Source organism: Bacillus sp. JAS24-2 (genome assembly GCF_008274905.1).
Taxonomy (GTDB): domain Bacteria; phylum Bacillota; class Bacilli; order Bacillales; family Bacillaceae_G; genus Bacillus_A; species Bacillus_A cereus.
Genome location: NZ_CP031068.1, coordinates 1,204,426 through 1,220,885, shown reverse-complemented (window position 1 = coordinate 1,220,885; position 16,460 = coordinate 1,204,426). Strand labels below are relative to the sequence as shown.

The window sequence follows — 16,460 nt, the reverse complement described above, 5'->3', positions numbered from 1 at the left end:
TAAGAAGGAATTACTCTTTCTTATCCTTCTCATCAATCAACGAATCTATTAACTTTTGACTAGCTTCCTCGGGCGTAATCTCATCTGTTATTCCCATAAACGACCAACCTTTAGAATCAACCCACTCAACAAACTCTTGTAAAAATTCATCATGTGTAACATCCACATCAAGAATCGATCCATTAATCGAAATCGTTCTATTTTTAGACACGCGCATCTTGAACGTTTTTCTTACCATTACAACTTTTCTCCCTCTACTTCTGAATATTTATAAAGTGAAACTTTCATCAACCCTCACGAATCGGACTTTTACGGGCATTCCGACCCGAACCTAACTTCTTTACTTTTGCTGAATTTCGAGGTAAGGGATCTTACTGCCCGCAAATAGCGAGATAAAATAATCATGTATCTCTGTTATACATGATTTTCAGTAAATTGTAAAAAGGATATATTGGCCAATTGGCATATTGAAACTGAAAATCTATCATTCTGCAAAAATATCAAATGATATGTAATTGTTCATAAATGACTAAATAGATTCACATAAAAATAAAACAACTTACATTTTACCACACCAAATACAAATGACTTTCTTACAATGGAATGGAGTATACTAGAAGAAAACTTAAAATGAGGAGGAACCTCATGACGCGTTGTACGTATTGTAAAACGAAGTGGACAATAAAAGATGTATGGGCAATACTCGTGACATTTGAAAAGGATTGTCCGTATTGTTTTATGAGACAATATCTATCAAAGAAAACGGTGAACGCTATGCCAGAACTTATAAGCTTACCTTTACATTTCTTACTCCCTTTTCTTGTTGATTTGAGTGCTGAAGGTCCTTTGGATTGGTATCGTAAATAATATAACCACTACATCCAAAGACTACTTTCTACTAAATTCGCTTCTCATCATTATTCCTTCATACATTACTAGCATAATCGGCTTATACTTTCCCTTTTGAAGATCCCGTAGCTCAGCAAGAAGAGCGTCCCCTGGACAAGGTTTATCAATTATGACTAAAAAAAGTGATATATGTATACTGTTAAGTATAGAAAATTAGCATTAGGTTCCAATCAAATATTAATTGAAACCCAACACTGCTTGTATTCTATAATTCAGAATACAAGCAGTGTTTTATATTATGCATTTTTGCATACAGTATTATTTTCTCTTGTAAATAGATAATAATGGTATATAATAAAACCAATGTTTTACCAATAAAAGGTAATAGAGAGACGTGTGATAAGTAAATAACCAAAACGTATTAACAGATTTGTTCTATGTAAATCATGATACATATACGGAATCAAAACTATGAAATTTTATGTAGAGGTTAGATTACTACAAGATGAAAGATTCATAGCGAATACACTCGAGGAAAAAAGCGGTCAATTAGATTAATGTTATAAAACTACTTAATGTGATATCTATCGAACGAATTGAGAATATACTTAGGGGGAATTTCAAGTGAAAACATTTGGTAAAGTATTATTAACTGGCGCATTAGCTTTAGGCGGTTTAACGGTTATGAACATTGAAACACCAAAAGCACATGCTGACGAATGGGATGGTTGTCATTACATTTGTGGTCCTGGTGAAACGGTGAACGGTGTTACAGTTCAGGTACACTCTACACAAGTTACTTTTGGTAACAGCGTAATTGCAAGAATTACAAATGACCGAGCTGAAGAAATTCATTACAATGTCAGCCTTGAAAAGAAATATGGCGATAGATGGGGAGAATTTGAAACCAACTTCCGTTGGCAAAATCAATGGGTCCCAGCTGGAAGCAATGATGAAATTGCAACTTTCACAGGATATGGCGATGATATTTATGAGGATGGAACATATCGTTATAAAGTCGAAATAAAAGGCGCTGACTGTTCTATTGATACAATTTACACAGCAGGAATGACAGTTACAGGACGATAGCTTATGAACAAGCTCCATTATTTATGATTGTATTTTTGAAAATATCATTGATAATTGCGTTGATATTATTATTAAAATAAGCTCTTCGGGGCTTATTTTTTTATACAAAAATTAGAATATGAATATTCAGAAAATTATACCTTTACACCATTAAAGTTTGTTGCTATTATAGGAATACATCAAATGTTACAATACTCAACAAATTGTACAAATTCTCCGATTACACGAATGAAATGAAAATACATTGCTGATGGTAACATTTATAGTTGGGATCCCGTAGCTCAGCAGGGAGAGCGCCACCTTGACAGGGTGGAGGTCGTGAGTTCGAGCCTCTCCGGGGTCATATAAAAAAGAGACACCATATCAACCTTCTACGTGATATGGTGTCTCTTTTTATCTAATTCAATTACTTCCCACCAAACATCTTCTCCAAAGACTTCGCATTGGCAAACAATACTTCTTTCAAGTTATCGTCAGCAACGATTTTATAGTCGCCATCTTTGTCTTTCTTTAAGTTCAATGTAACTTCGCGAGTTGCCATTGCTGCATCTTTATCTGCTAAGTTTTTGACGATAGTTGATGTCATTGTTTTTTCGATTGCTTTTTCAGATTGTTCTTTGTCTTCACTAAAGGCACTAGCGAACGCCATTGGCATAACTTCTCCCACTGCTTTTGTTACAGCAACGGATAGATCAGCAGATGTAATTTTCACTTTCACTTCTGCTTTGTCATCCTTTTTCGATACTTCTTCTAGCTTTTCAAATTTAAAGGTTTTTGTAATTGCACTTAGCATTGCTTTTGCCTCAGCATCATCTGTTTTTTCATTTAGTTTATTAAATTCCTTGTCACTCTCAACAAATGTACGAGCCTTTTCTACATCACCTTTTTGTATCGCTGTTAAAAATTCTTCTGTAGTATCTTTCGGATTTGCACACCCTGCTAAAACAACTGCTGTTAATCCTACTACCATCATTAATAGCAATAATCTCTTTATCTTTTGCACGCTCATTCTCCTCTTATCTTTTCTAGTAAGTCAGCATTATATAATAGTATGAAACTGACATTACAAACATTTTTTAGTATATCATTTATATGATTCGTTTTCTATTAATTCCCAAAAGATAAAGGGCCTTGCAGCATTCCTACAAGGCCCGGCTTCTATCAATCTGTATCCGTAGCACAAATGAACCACATTTTCTGTTCCCTACTATCTAACACCATCCAAGTAACACCCCACGCAACATCGTAAAACCAATCTGTCCAAGGGCGATAGCTTTCGAACACTTTAATATCTTCGTATCGATCTTGGAACATATATTGACATACATTGACTGCTAATTGTTTTGCGATAACTGGTCGTTCCTTAAACCCTTCATATGCTCCGCCCCACAAAATTTGCGCAGCAATGCTACCATCAAGCATGACTGCGAGCTGCTCTTTAAAACAAAACTTATATTTGTCTGATGTATGTATTTTTAACTCTTCTAAGTTATTGATTATGTCTAAAGAGTTGAAGATTCTTCTAAAGAAGTGCTCATGTCCATCTTTCGAATGTGGTATTTCTTTAAAAAAATTTTCGTTATGCACTTTAAAACAGCTTATTATTGCTCCACCAATTAAGTTTTGTTCCTTAAACGTGTTTATAAGTTGCTCAACAGGTGAGTCATTCGTGTCTATTTTTTCAAACGTTCCCTCTTTCCATCTCATAACACCCACTACTCTCTATTAAAAATTTGTTTCTTTATTATAAATAGCAAAATAAAAACCAGCAACTTTGAGGTTGCTGGCTTATCTCTTATTCATATTCGAAACAACAACAACTGCTCCAAACACATAATGCCCTGCTACCATCCACATACTCCGATCAAAGATCATAAGCGATAACCAAAGCGATATATTAATAGCAGCAAATAATAAATATAAAATGTAATCTCTCTTTTGTATTGCTCCTCTATTCATCAAAATGTAAGCGGCACCGATAGGAGGAAAAAGACAAATATTTTTCTTAACGACCACGGATACAAAGTTACTGTCTGCATATGAATCCCCTTTTCATCATAATACTTGCTTCAACATCGGCCTCACTACCCTATATTCATCACTATAAGCTTCCTTTATGATTAAAGGCGGGTAATCACTTTTTTCTTCCTCAATCATTATGAATACTTCTGTTTTCTCTTGTAATGTATTAGATTCTCTATTTTTAGTAGGTTTTTTACTTGTTTTAATTTTCTTTGTTACTTCGCCAAGTTTTTGCCCAACTTCTTCTACTTTGGCAGGTTCATTCGTAACATAGTATTCTTGTTCGTTCCATACTAATATAGGTGGCACTTGTTCTCTTTTGTTACATATTATATAAGTAGTACTAGCTACAAGTAGTATACAAGTTAATAAATAGAAGATAGTTTTTTTATTCATATACTACACTCCTTATCTATCATTTCATTGGATTATATAATACAAGTTATTTATAGTAAATGGATTTAGTGGTAATTTTTAGGTTTAACAATAAAGAAAAACCTTACCGAAGTAAGGTTTCGTTTTTACATTCTATAGTGACTGATTAATTAATACGATCATTACAATAATTGCTATAAGCATAACAACTAAACAGCCGATTAATTTATAAAATCCTCGCTTCGTTAACGTCCCACCTTGAACGTCTTTACGAATAAATAAGAATACGGCTAAAAATAATACAAGCCCAATGCCAAAAGCATACATCATTTGCATATGTTAATCTTCCTTTCTCTCCTCCATCTTAATATCTTTTTGCTAAAACAACAAATGAGATAAAGACGGTACTCATTGTAAGTGCCATAAGTATATTCAATAATATAGAAGAAACTTTTTTAAATTTCAGCACGTCTATTTTGAAGCGAAACACGGAACACTGTAAATAACTGTTACTATATCTCCTCACTTCTTTTTTTAAAATTTAATATCTCCATATTTGTTTTATCCTTTTAAAATATTTCATTTATTTCTTTATTTCACGAAATGCGTTATTTGTTTTACGGTGTTTTTCGTCATATTTATAGAAACTAACTGTTTATGGAGCATTTTTTATGTTTAGCAACTTTTTTTGTAGAAATCCTTCACTTTCCTTTCAATATTTAACACTATCTAAATAAAGTTTACGATAAATTCATAATTTTTTATTTTTTATACTATATTCCGTTATATTGTTGTATAATATCTATGAAAGCGCTTATTATTTCAATATACATAATTCAAACTGTTTTTATCGAAACATTCTAACTATTATACCTATATTTAAATGCAACAATTATAGCTATTAGTATAGGCATACCAAATATATCCACCCCATTTTTCTGTAAAATTACTTTATAACATGAAAGATTAACTTGGGTGATAAGTTATTGTGAATGTTTTTTTACAAAACAGATAAGTAATAGTGTTTGGTATTATGTAAATTATTGTAATAACATAAGAGTAAAGAAAAACATTTACATTGATTATTGATTCATTACTTATTGAAAAAGAGCAAAATGCACCTTTGTATGGAAAAGGATTATATGCATTGGGAGGTTTAAACAAATGACGAGGAAGAATACAACGACAAACCCTTGGGCCAAGTTCCACGGTCCGAACCTTGGTTATGTTATTGAGCAGTATGATCTTTACGTAACTGGAGCAGGTTCTGTTGATCCGGAATTACAAGAGCTTTTTGAAATTTTTGGAGCTCCTTCGTTTCAAGATGATGTCGTAACAGGGGACAACACAGCAACACATTTTTCTCCTCAAAACACAGGTAACATTGAAAAAATTCTTAAAGTCGTTCAACTTGTTGAGCAGATTCGTTCTTTCGGGCACACGTTGGCTCACATCAACCCGATGGAAGATGCTGCAAATGGACAATCTCTTCTTGAGAAAGCAATGAACGAACTGAGCGATGCTGACTTGAAAGCGATTCCAGCGAAAACGGTATGGCAAGATGCACCAGAAGGTATTCACACTGCACTTGATGTAATTCATAGATTAAAAGACGTTTATACAAAATCTTTAGCTTATGAATTTTCTCATATACAAGATAGTGAAGAACGCGCGTGGTTGCATCAAATGGTGGAATCAAATTCATTGCGTCAACCACTATCAAATAAAAAACGAACTGCTCTTTTAAAACGTTTAACAGCTGTTGAAGGTTTCGAGCAATTCTTGCATAAAACATTCGTTGGGCAAAAACGTTTCTCTATCGAGGGCGTTGATATGCTTGTACCTGTTTTAGATGAAATTGTTCTAGAAGGTGCTAAGAACGGCGTAGAGGATGTCATGATTGGTATGGCTCACCGCGGTCGCCTAAGCGTACTTGCTCACGTATTAGAAAAACCATATAGCCACATGTTTGCTGAGTTCAAACATGCAAAAATAGAAGGCGCAGTGGCTAATTCTGGCTGGACTGGCGACGTGAAATACCATTTAGGTAGAGAACAAGTCGTTAGTAACGAAGAAGTTAGTACTCGCGTTACATTAGCAAATAACCCGAGTCATCTTGAGTTCGTGAATCCTGTAGTAGAAGGTTTCGCACGTGCGGCTCAAGAGAATCGTAAAAAATCTGGTCTTCCAGATCAAGATACTTCAAAATCATTCGTAATTTTAGTTCATGGTGATGCTGCATTCCCTGGTCAAGGTATTGTATCTGAGACACTCAACTTAAGCAGATTGAACGCGTACCAAACAGGCGGAACGATTCATGTTATCGCAAACAATGCAGTTGGTTTTACGACTGATAGCTATGATTCTCGTTCTACGAAATATTCAAGTGACCTTGCAAAAGGTTTCGATATTCCGATTGTTCACGTGAATGCTGATGATCCGGAAGCTTGTCTTGCAGCTGCTAACCTTGCGATTCAATATCGCATGTTGTTCAAAAAAGACTTCTTAATCGATTTAATTGGTTACCGCCGCTACGGTCATAACGAAATGGATGACCCGGCAGTTACGCAACCACAAGTGTACAAAAAAATTAAAAACCATCCAACTGTAAGAGCAATTTATGCAGATCAATTACAAGCTGCTGGTGTTCTAAATGCAGATGAGGTTGAAACAATTACACAGTTTATACAAGAGCAATTAAAATCCGACTATGCACAAGTACCACCAGCTGATACGAGTGATGCAACAATTCACGTTAAAGTACCAGATGTTGTTGCAAAAGGTATTCAGTCAATTGATACTGGCGTTGAGATTGACTCACTTCGTGCAATTAATGAAGGTCTACTATCTTGGCCAGAAGGCTTTAACGTATATCCGAAAGTGAAGAAAATTCTTGAGCGCCGTAAAGATGCTCTTGAAGAGAACGGCAAAATTGAATGGGCACTTGCTGAATCATTAGCATTCGCTTCTATTTTACAAGAAGGTACGCCAATTCGTTTAACTGGTCAAGATTCACAGCGTGGTACATTCGCACACCGTCATATCGTATTACACGATACTGATACAAATGAAACATATTCACCATTACATCGCTTACCAAACATTAATGCTTCATTCTCTGTTCATAACAGTCCGTTATCAGAGGCTGCTGTTGTTGGTTACGAATATGGTTATAACGTATTCGCTCCAGAAACTCTTGTTATGTGGGAAGCGCAATATGGTGACTTCTCAAATACTGCGCAAGCATTATTTGATCAATATGTTTCAGCTGGAAGAGCAAAATGGGGTCAAAAATCTGGCTTAGTTCTTCTATTACCACACGGTTATGAAGGTCAAGGACCAGAGCACTCTAGTGCACGTCCAGAGCGTTTCTTACAGTTAGCTGCTGAGAATAACTGGACAGTTGCAAACTTAACGAGCGCGGCTCAATACTTCCATATCCTGCGTCGTCAAGCATCTATCTTAGGAACAGAAGCTGTTCGACCATTAGTATTGATGACGCCGAAGAGTTTATTACGTCACCCACTTACGCTTTCAACTGCTAGTCAGTTAAGCGAAGGACGTTTCCAACCTGCTTTAGAACAAGAAAACCTTGGCATGAAACCAAATAAAGTAAAACGTCTTGTTTTAAGCACAGGTAAAATGGCGATTGACTTAGCAGCAGAAATCGAGTCTGGTAAACATGAGTACAACTTAGACGAAGTTCATGTCGTTCGTATTGAGCAATTGTACCCATTCCCTGCTGAGAAAGTTCAATCTATTATTAAACGCTTTAAAAACTTAGAAGAAATCATTTGGGTTCAAGAAGAACCTCGTAATATGGGCGCATGGCATTACATGGCTCCAATTCTGTTCGAACTTGCTGGAGATAAAGTGAAAACAGGCTACATTGGACGTCCTGATCGCTCTAGTCCATCTGGCGGCGATCCATTCGCTCACAAAGCTGAGCAAGAACTAATCGTTGCACATGCTTTAGATGTAAAGTATAACTTCCGTCAAGATAAACAAGAAATTGAAGTTTACAGCAACTAAAAAGTAACAATGAAGCTTTCTTGCTTGTTCCTTGGGCAGATATTCTGCCCAAGGCCAGGCTAACAAATGGAGATTACCGAAGACAAAAGAAGAAAAAACACACCGTTAGGCAAATAAGGGGAGGACATTTAAAATGATCGAAATTAAAGTACCTGAGCTTGCAGAATCTATTACTGAAGGAACTATTTCACAATGGCTTATCAACGTAGGCGACAAAGTTGAGAAAGGTGGCAGCGTTGTTGAGCTTGAAACTGATAAAGTCAATGTAGAAATCATTGCAGAAGATTCAGGTATTGTATCGAAGTTACTAGGCGAACCTGGGGATACAGTTGAAGTTGGCGCAACTATCGCAATTTTAGATGCTAATGGAGCACCAGTTGCAGTAAGTACACCTGCACCAGTGGCTGAGCAACCAAAACAAGAAACGACTGAAGCACCAAATGCTGAGCAAACTGCAACACTACAAGGTTTACCAAATACAAACCGTCCTATCGCATCACCAGCTGCTAGAAAAATGGCTCGTGAATTAGGAATCGACTTAAACGACGTACGTAGCACAGATCCACTTGGACGCGTGAGACCACATGATGTACAAGCTCATGCTGCAGCACCAAAAGAAGCACCAGCTGCTCCAAAGAGTCCAGCTCCTGCTCCAGTTGCAAAAACGGAATTCGAAAAACCAGTTGAGCGCGTGAAAATGTCCCGCCGCCGTCAAACAATTGCAAAACGTCTTGTAGAAGTTCAACAAACATCTGCAATGTTAACAACATTTAACGAAGTTGATATGAGTGCGATCATGGAATTACGTAAAGAACGCAAAGATGCTTTCGAGAAAAAACATGATGTACGTCTTGGCTTCATGTCATTCTTCACAAAAGCAGTTGTTGCAGCATTAAAACAATTCCCATTATTAAATGCTGAAATTCAAGGTGACGAGCTTATCATTAAAAAATTCTATGATATCGGTATTGCAGTAGCAGCTCCAGATGGATTAGTTGTTCCAGTTGTACGCGATGCCAACCAATTAAATTTCGCTGAAATTGAAAGTGAAATTCGTGAATTAGGTAAAAAAGCACGTGACAACAAACTTTCATTAAAAGAACTACAAGGTGGTACATTTACAATTACAAACGGTGGTGTGTTCGGTTCTCTAATGTCAACACCGATCCTAAATAGCCCACAAGTTGGTATTTTAGGAATGCATAAAATCCAAGTACGCCCAGTTGCAATTGATAACGAGCGTATGGAAAACCGCCCAATGATGTACATTGCTTTATCTTACGATCACCGTATTGTTGATGGTAAAGAAGCAGTTAGCTTCCTTGTTGCTGTTAAAGATATGCTTGAAGATCCAAAGTCATTATTATTAGAAGGGTGATAGATTAAAAATCTATTAAAGGCTGTAGAATGAATCATTCTACAGCCTTTTTTTATTGTGTTCATACGGGACAAATTTCATGACATAAGGTAATAATGTATGCCTAAACGTAAGGAGGATTAAAATGAATAACCTTCCAATTCATGCAAAACTTAAAGTAAATAAGGATACTTTCTTCCTCCCCGATTCAAACGGGGGTGTCTATTTTCGAAATAACGCCAGTTCATTTCGTATGGACGGTGATGGAATTTATGATTGGATTGAAAAATTAATGCCAATGTTTAACGGGAATTATTCTTTAGCCGAAATAACCGATGGCCTCCCTCTCCCCTATCAAAACCGTGTATTTGAAATTGGAGAGATTTTATATGAAAATGGTTTCGTTCGCGATGCAAATCAAGATGCACCTCATGAATTAAACAGTACATTACTCGACAGATATGCTTCACAAATTGAATTTTTAGAAGCTGATTCTCATTCAGGTGCTTTAAAATTTGAAACATACCGCGGAGCAAATGTCCTTGTACTTGGTTCTGGGGATATGCTCACTTCCTTAGTTTCTTCTTTATTAGAATCTGGTTTACCTACATTTCATTACCTCGTTACAGATCGGGATGAAACAAACTATGACAGAATACATGAGCTAATAGAACGTGCATATGAAGTTGATAACAGTGTACTCCTTCAAGAAATCGATACTACAATTGACCGTCCCTTGCGTGAAGTATTCGAACCTTTTGATTGGATTTTATATGTTTCTCAAAACGGAGACATTGACGGTTTAAAAACAGTTCACACTATTTGTAGAGAAACGAAAAAGAATTTCATACCAGCTATTTGTTTATCAACACTCGGTATAGCTGGACCTGTCGTAACAGAAAATCGTGATGAATGCTGGGAATCCGCATGGCATCGGCTACATGAAACGACTTTACAAAATGAAAATTCATCGGATTCCTTCTCACCAATTACATCTGCCATGTTAGCAAATGTAATCGTTTTTGAATTGTTTAAACATGTCGCGGATGATTCATATCGTGAAAAAGAATCACAATTCTTTTTATTAAACTATGAAACACTTGAAGGAACGTGGCATCCTTTTATAAAACACCCTCTTGCAACTGATGAAAGTTTTACAATTGATACGATAGAAAATATTTCTGAAAAACTTGAGCATCGGTATGGCCAACATACTTCAACTGATATATTCCGCTTTTTCGACTCATTAACTTCTAAAGAAGCCGGTATATTCCATGTATGGGATGAACAAGATTCATATCAATTACCATTATCACAATGCTATATTCAAGTAGCTACTCCACTATCAGATGGCCCAGCTCCCCTTCTGCCTCTTATGACTCGTAGTGGATTGACTCATAATGAAGCACGCCGAGAAGCTGGTTTAACAGGAATTGAAACATATGTAGCAGAAATCATTCACCGCCTTATTCCTGAACATAACAATATCGGTATCGGTGCTGGAGAAACGATGACAGAAGGATTTTACCGGGCACTACAACAACATTTAAACAATAAACTGTATGAGCGGCAGTCACATATTCTAGAGGAACTTACAACTGTTGATTTAATTGATATTCAAGATAAACATTGTAGATTTTATTACGATGCTCTCTCTACAATCCATGAAACACCTAAAATCGCAATGAGTGAAGAGATTCTCAGTTTTCCAGTCGTTTGGGTTGGTATAAATGATAGATGGTACGGTGCATCTAATATTAATATGACGTTAGCGTTACGAAACGCACTACAACTATCACTCTTTCACGTTCAAAATGAAGAAATTCCTTACAGAGCTAATATCTTGCCTGAATCCTCTATTATTTTATATGACACGGATTCTTTTAGAGTGGAAATACAAGCGGAAGAAGAAATTCCAAGTGTGCAATCTTTACAGCTTGCCTTACAGCATTTAGAAGAACATAATTTTTATCCCTTCGTGTTCGATTTAGCAATCGAACCATTTTTGAAAGAAAACCTAGACGGTGTGTATGGGGTATTAATTGCAAAGGAGGACGGTTTATGATTCAAAATATATTGCTTATAGGAGATGGCCTACTTGCAGACTATGTACATGATCAATTATGCAAACAATATTCCATCATTCGTCAGCAGACCCTTACAGAAGAACTTCCTGAAAATATTCATCTCGCTCTCGTATTACATGACGGATCTCCTTCTACTATTCATCATGATGCCGAACTTATTTTTCGCTCAAATCATATTCCATGGCTTCGTGGTTTTACTTCATTTGGCGAAGGTATTATCGGTCCTTACATTCATCCTCTTACGCCTGGATGTTCCCATTGTTCTGATGGACGCCGTTTTATCGCTGGCTTTGATCAAAAAGAAATGTGGGAACTACAGCGGAAATATGCCTTTAAAGCAGATAATGTAACGAGACGTGATGTACGCGCCACCCAAAATGGAATGTTGCAAATGTGCCATCTTATTTGCGCAGAAACAGGAAAAATATTAACTCATAACCATTCTTCTTTAGAAAATGAACTTATTTTACTAAACTTACAAACATTACAATGTACGCGGCATTCTTTTCTTCCAGATCCTCTCTGTCCTGTATGTAGTAATTTACCTGATGATACTGCGGATGCGGCGGAAGTTTCTTTACAACCGAGTTTAAAAGTAAGCACCGAAACGTATCGCTGCCGTTCCATTCATGAGCTAAACACATTTTTAACGAGAGACTATTTAGATTATCGGGTCGGTATGTTGAACGGAAAAATGCAGCATTCTGTATTACCATTCGCTGACGTCATTATAAACATGCCATTAATGTTCGGAAATGAAGGTGTTGCGGGACGAACTCATTCATTTGCAGTGAGTGAAGCAACTGCTATTTTAGAAGGTTTAGAACGATATTGCGGTATGTCGCCTCGAGGGAAAAAGACAAATGTGCATGGTAGTTTTCATGATTTAGAGGAACATGCACTAAATCCCCTCACACTCGGTGTCCATACAAATGAACATTACAATCGTGATAACTTTCCATTCAAGCCGTTTGATCCTGATTATGAGCAAAACTGGGTATGGGGATATTCTTTATCACAAAACAGACCGCTTTTAGTTCCTGAATCAATTGCTTATTATAGCCTTGGTCATCGAGATGCTTTCGTGTATGAAACATCAAATGGATGTGCAATTGGCGGTAGTTTAGAAGAAGCGATTTTTCACGGCATTTTAGAAATAGTAGAGCGTGATGCCTTCTTACTCACTTGGTATGCCGAATTACCTCTTCCCCGCCTTGATCTTAGTTCAGCAAATGATACAGAATTACAATTAATGATTCAGCGGTTACGTACGATTACCGGATATGAATTACACGCTTTTAACGCGACGATGGAACACGGCATTCCTAGCTTATGGGTAATTGCAAAAAATACGCGTGAAAATGGAATGAACGTTGTTTGTGCAGGAGGCGCTCATTTAGATCCTATTCGAGCCTTAAAAAGCGCCATTCAAGAAATAGCAGGCATGTTACTTATAACAGACGATGAGCTCGAGCACAAAAGAGAATACTACGAAAAATGCTTACAAGATCCTTATTTCGTTAATAAAATGGAAGACCATAGTATGCTGTATGGATTGAAAGAAACAGAAGAACGTCTTCACTTCCTTTTACGGGAAGATGCACCGGTGCAAACGTTCCAAGAAATGAATGTATCACAATCATTTGATATGGATTTAACATCCGATCTCCACCAACTTTTAAATCGTTTGCATCAATCTAATCTTGAAATAATCGTTGTAGATCAAACCGTTCCCCTCATAGGAAAGAATGGATTACATTGTGTAAAAGTTATTATTCCAGGCATGCTACCGATGACGTTTGGTCACCATCTTACTCGAGTTACAGGACTGGACCGGGTATATACCGTACCGATGACACTTGGATATACAGACGAACCTTTAACGAATGAAAGATTAAATCCGCATCCACATCCGTTTCCATAGTAAAGGAGGGATTTCATGCAGCTAGATACTTTTTTACATCATCTCCATTTCTCTATCGATGAAATTATGCCGAATCATGAGGTGGACTGGAAAGACGCACCGCTTCCTTATAAATTATATCGAAATTTACCTACCATCCCGCTCTCCTTAGAAATCCCATTATCTTTACCGAACTCTTCTACTACACCTACTTTAGATGAGATTGGTCACTACCTTTGGTATTCATTTGGTGTAACACAATTATGTCAGCTAAATAGCGAGAGAAATGTATTACGAAGATCTATTCCTTCGGGTGGTGCTTTATATCCGAATGAATTGTATATCTATTTAAAGATTGACGATTATCCAGACGGCATTTACCATTATGACGCCGCGCATCACCGACTTATTTTACTTCGCGAAGGAAATTTCGATTCTTATTTAGCAGACGCACTCGGTAATCGCTGTAACATACAGGATTGTTTCGGTGCTGCATTCGTATCCACTATGTTTTGGAAAAACTTCTTTAAATACAATAACTTTTCATATCGACTTCAAGGATTAGATAGCGGGGTTCTCATTGGACAATTGCTAGAATGTGCAAAACAGTTCGGTTATACGAACGGCGTATATTTTCAATTTCTAGACCGTGCACTGAACCATTTACTCGGATTGTCAGAAGGTGAAGAAAGTGTGTATGCCGTTATTCCTTTAAGTACAGAACCAGAAACTAATTGGTTTCACAATGATTACCGTGAAAATAAAATAGTTACTTCTCATGAGTTGTTGCAACAAATTCCGCCGCTCGCACATGAACATTTCGTTCGCTCAAAACATGTAGATGAACATCCGATGATAACAAAAATAAATGCGGCTTCTATAATCGAATCGACAGCACACTTCCAAACACTACATCATGAAGAGCACTATCAACATAATGCGTACGCTGTACAGCTACCGAAAGTAGAACGGTTATCGTATGATTTCCTACAACTTTGTAAAAAACGATATTCTCCTGATGCGGACTTTATTTTAACGAAATGGGATGCAGCCGAGCTCGCTACTTTACTACAAGAAGCGAGCCTCTCCTTCCCCTATTACAACGACCTTGACGGTAAGTATACAAATAAAAATACACGCGTCTCCTTATATGGATGTTTTTATAACGTGAAAAATATTGAAAACGGAGCTTACGCTTATAACAGTAAAACACATTCCATACAACCAATTCGGTATGGAGACCTTCGCCACCCACTTCAGTCTAGTATGACGATGGATAACGTAAACCTTTTTCAAGTACCACTTTGCTTACATGTAGTCGGAAAGAAAGATTATTATACAAATGCACTAGGCTATAGAGGGTACCGTATCCATCAAATGGAAGCAGGTATACTCGTTCATAAACTCGTTTTTGCAGCGACCGCGATGGGGATGGGCGGGCATCCTTTACTTAGTTTTGATACAAATTCATGTGATCAATTGTACGGAATAGATGCTGGGAATGAAACATCTCTTATTCAAGTTCCAGTTGGGGCATATCGGGCGCGGAATTGGTTAAAAGGGGCTTTGCATAGTTAAAAGCACGCCGATGGACGGCGTGCTTTTTTACTAGATTAACTTAAAAATACTCTTAATTTGTCTAGCAAATAACCAATTTTTCGTACCGTAGTTATCATTTAAACTATCTAAATTGATAGATTGTCCGTTAGCAAACTTTAATTCTAACGTAGTATTTTTGTCATTTGTTTTTAAGTTACTATTTGTAATGGCATCATACTTTAATTTTTCAATCTCAATATATTCGTCTTTTTCTTGTCCAATCACGACATGGTCTTGGAAGAAGAAAAAGACTTCTACTTTTTTACCGAAACAAAATACATTTTTCGTATAAATTAATGTCGCGTTATCAAGTCCGACACATACTTCTTTCATTTCTTCCACAACGTGTCCAAAGTCTTCTTCATGTCTTGCATTTGATTCAGCAATCCATTCTTCGATTGTTTTCATGTTAATTGCCATACTGCGCCCCCTGGTTCGTTCATTGCTTCGTTTAAAAAATAAATACTATATGAAAATATAAGCGATACGTAATATGTTTTCAAGGGGAAACGGTATATTCAAAATAAAGTGAAACTTTAATCAGTGGAGTCTTACTGCCCGTAAATAGCAGGATAAAGTTAAATTTCAAAGTAATATAAAAGGAACACCAATTTCATTAAATTTTAAACGTTTGAACGAGACATTCTTCATCATCAATTAGCTGCGCTCTCTCATCAAATTCTATGTTCAGTTTTTTATATACTTTCTTCCAAAACGACACTGCTGGTACATTTTTTAGAAGTTCGATAACGAAATATTGTCCTCTTTTCTCTTCTAGTAAATTCTCAACTACTTGTTTACCGATTCCTTTTCCTTTATATTGATTCAATATGAAAATATCATTAATACCAAAATCATTTTCCTTCTTCAAAAACGGACGTTCCAGTAGTAATAAGAATCCTACAATACTATGATCAACTTTTATAAAATACGGCGTGATTCCGTCATTTTTCCAAAACATATGCAAATCTTTGTATCCAAAAAAACCATTGGCTCCGATAGTTATATTCATAGTGAACTTAGAAAGATCATGAAGATATAATGCGTACAAATTACGTAATATTTCTTTTTCTGATTCTTCAACTTTTTGAAGTGCTACAATCATAAAAAAACTCCCCTTCCTCATATGTAACTATTTCCTGATCCT

Annotated in this window: 14 protein-coding genes, 1 tRNA gene and 2 pseudogenes; 8 read left to right on the top strand and 9 right to left on the bottom strand. The window is 36.5% G+C overall.

Going from position 1 to position 16,460, the window contains the following annotated elements:
* Window positions 1–10: 10 nt before the first annotated feature.
* Window positions 11–238, bottom strand: a complete 228-nt coding sequence (locus DN407_RS06325) for a hypothetical protein (protein ID WP_000251856.1) — start codon at window positions 236–238, stop codon at window positions 11–13.
* 407 nt (window positions 239–645) lie between these two features.
* Between DN407_RS06325 and DN407_RS06320 the strand changes: the two genes are divergently transcribed.
* From DN407_RS06320 to DN407_RS06310, 3 genes are all read left to right on the top strand, one after another.
* Entirely contained in the window at window positions 646–867 is a 222-nt protein-coding gene (locus DN407_RS06320; RefSeq protein ID WP_000196288.1) for a hypothetical protein, read from the top strand.
* 606 nt (window positions 868–1,473) lie between these two features.
* Entirely contained in the window at window positions 1,474–1,938 is a 465-nt protein-coding gene (locus DN407_RS06315) for a hypothetical protein (RefSeq protein WP_149216118.1), read from the top strand.
* A 270-nt stretch (window positions 1,939–2,208) separates the two neighbouring features.
* Window positions 2,209–2,281 (top strand) — tRNA-Val (locus DN407_RS06310).
* A gap of 63 nt (window positions 2,282–2,344) precedes the next feature.
* Here the strand turns inward: DN407_RS06310 and DN407_RS06305 are convergent.
* The 6 genes and pseudogenes from DN407_RS06305 to DN407_RS32905 form a co-directional block, all read right to left on the bottom strand.
* Complete coding sequence (locus DN407_RS06305; protein WP_001169504.1) at window positions 2,345–2,941, bottom strand: DUF4878 domain-containing protein; 597 nt, start codon at window positions 2,939–2,941, stop codon at window positions 2,345–2,347.
* Window positions 2,942–3,099: 158 nt separating this feature from the next.
* Window positions 3,100–3,645: a hypothetical protein gene (locus tag DN407_RS06300; RefSeq protein WP_149216117.1), complete on the bottom strand. Its 546-nt coding sequence runs from the start codon at window positions 3,643–3,645 to the stop codon at window positions 3,100–3,102.
* Between the two features lie 81 nt (window positions 3,646–3,726).
* Window positions 3,727–3,977: pseudogene (locus tag DN407_RS31530) on the bottom strand (hypothetical protein).
* Between the two features lie 16 nt (window positions 3,978–3,993).
* On the bottom strand, window positions 3,994–4,356 hold the full coding sequence (locus DN407_RS06295) for a hypothetical protein (RefSeq protein ID WP_061654703.1): 363 nt from the start codon (window positions 4,354–4,356) through the stop codon (window positions 3,994–3,996).
* Between the two features lie 132 nt (window positions 4,357–4,488).
* Window positions 4,489–4,671 (bottom strand): DUF3976 domain-containing protein, encoded by a 183-nt coding sequence (locus tag DN407_RS06290; RefSeq protein WP_001178294.1) that lies wholly within the window; start codon window positions 4,669–4,671, stop codon window positions 4,489–4,491.
* Window positions 4,672–4,699: 28 nt separating this feature from the next.
* A pseudogene (locus tag DN407_RS32905) lies at window positions 4,700–4,774 on the bottom strand (permease); the annotation flags it as partial.
* Between the two features lie 725 nt (window positions 4,775–5,499).
* Here DN407_RS32905 and odhA point away from each other — a divergent pair.
* From odhA to DN407_RS06265, 5 genes are all read left to right on the top strand, one after another.
* Entirely contained in the window at window positions 5,500–8,367 is a 2,868-nt protein-coding gene (gene odhA, locus DN407_RS06285) for a 2-oxoglutarate dehydrogenase E1 component (protein ID WP_000197136.1), read from the top strand.
* A gap of 133 nt (window positions 8,368–8,500) precedes the next feature.
* The gene (gene odhB / locus DN407_RS06280) at window positions 8,501–9,745 is read left to right on the top strand and encodes a 2-oxoglutarate dehydrogenase complex dihydrolipoyllysine-residue succinyltransferase (RefSeq protein ID WP_098294325.1); all 1,245 of its coding nucleotides are present in this window, start codon (window positions 8,501–8,503) and stop codon (window positions 9,743–9,745) included.
* A 124-nt stretch (window positions 9,746–9,869) separates the two neighbouring features.
* Window positions 9,870–11,789: a putative thiazole-containing bacteriocin maturation protein gene (locus DN407_RS06275; RefSeq protein WP_098280129.1), complete on the top strand. Its 1,920-nt coding sequence runs from the start codon at window positions 9,870–9,872 to the stop codon at window positions 11,787–11,789.
* Entirely contained in the window at window positions 11,786–13,735 is a 1,950-nt protein-coding gene (locus tag DN407_RS06270) for a TOMM precursor leader peptide-binding protein (protein ID WP_098280128.1), read from the top strand. The genes DN407_RS06275 and DN407_RS06270 overlap by 4 nt, the downstream gene beginning before the upstream one ends.
* A 15-nt stretch (window positions 13,736–13,750) precedes the next feature.
* Window positions 13,751–15,292 (top strand): SagB family peptide dehydrogenase, encoded by a 1,542-nt coding sequence (locus tag DN407_RS06265; protein WP_098280127.1) that lies wholly within the window; start codon window positions 13,751–13,753, stop codon window positions 15,290–15,292.
* A 30-nt stretch (window positions 15,293–15,322) separates the two neighbouring features.
* Here the strand turns inward: DN407_RS06265 and DN407_RS06260 are convergent, their stop codons facing one another.
* Together DN407_RS06260 and DN407_RS06255 are read right to left on the bottom strand one after the other, a co-directional pair.
* Entirely contained in the window at window positions 15,323–15,733 is a 411-nt protein-coding gene (locus tag DN407_RS06260) for a DUF3908 family protein (RefSeq protein ID WP_061883904.1), read from the bottom strand.
* A 196-nt stretch (window positions 15,734–15,929) separates the two neighbouring features.
* Window positions 15,930–16,418, bottom strand: a complete 489-nt coding sequence (locus tag DN407_RS06255; RefSeq protein ID WP_149216116.1) for a GNAT family N-acetyltransferase — start codon at window positions 16,416–16,418, stop codon at window positions 15,930–15,932.
* Window positions 16,419–16,460: the final 42 nt, after the last annotated feature.

What these genes read in the sequence shown, in the direction of transcription:
- DN407_RS06295 (WP_061654703.1), bottom strand. Translation starts at nt 4,356, where the DNA reads ATGAATAAAAAAACTATCTTCTATTTATTAACTTGTATACTACTTGTA.
- odhB (WP_098294325.1), top strand. Translation starts at nt 8,501, where the DNA reads ATGATCGAAATTAAAGTACCTGAGCTTGCAGAATCTATTACTGAAGGA.
- DN407_RS06270 (WP_098280128.1), top strand. Translation starts at nt 11,786, where the DNA reads ATGATTCAAAATATATTGCTTATAGGAGATGGCCTACTTGCAGACTAT.
- odhA (WP_000197136.1), top strand. Translation starts at nt 5,500, where the DNA reads ATGACGAGGAAGAATACAACGACAAACCCTTGGGCCAAGTTCCACGGT.
- DN407_RS06300 (WP_149216117.1), bottom strand. Translation starts at nt 3,645, where the DNA reads ATGAGATGGAAAGAGGGAACGTTTGAAAAAATAGACACGAATGACTCA.
- DN407_RS06275 (WP_098280129.1), top strand. Translation starts at nt 9,870, where the DNA reads ATGAATAACCTTCCAATTCATGCAAAACTTAAAGTAAATAAGGATACT.
- DN407_RS06265 (WP_098280127.1), top strand. Translation starts at nt 13,751, where the DNA reads ATGCAGCTAGATACTTTTTTACATCATCTCCATTTCTCTATCGATGAA.
- DN407_RS06260 (WP_061883904.1), bottom strand. Translation starts at nt 15,733, where the DNA reads ATGGCAATTAACATGAAAACAATCGAAGAATGGATTGCTGAATCAAAT.
- DN407_RS06320 (WP_000196288.1), top strand. Translation starts at nt 646, where the DNA reads ATGACGCGTTGTACGTATTGTAAAACGAAGTGGACAATAAAAGATGTA.
- DN407_RS06290 (WP_001178294.1), bottom strand. Translation starts at nt 4,671, where the DNA reads ATGCAAATGATGTATGCTTTTGGCATTGGGCTTGTATTATTTTTAGCC.
- DN407_RS06325 (WP_000251856.1), bottom strand. Translation starts at nt 238, where the DNA reads ATGGTAAGAAAAACGTTCAAGATGCGCGTGTCTAAAAATAGAACGATT.
- DN407_RS06255 (WP_149216116.1), bottom strand. Translation starts at nt 16,418, where the DNA reads ATGATTGTAGCACTTCAAAAAGTTGAAGAATCAGAAAAAGAAATATTA.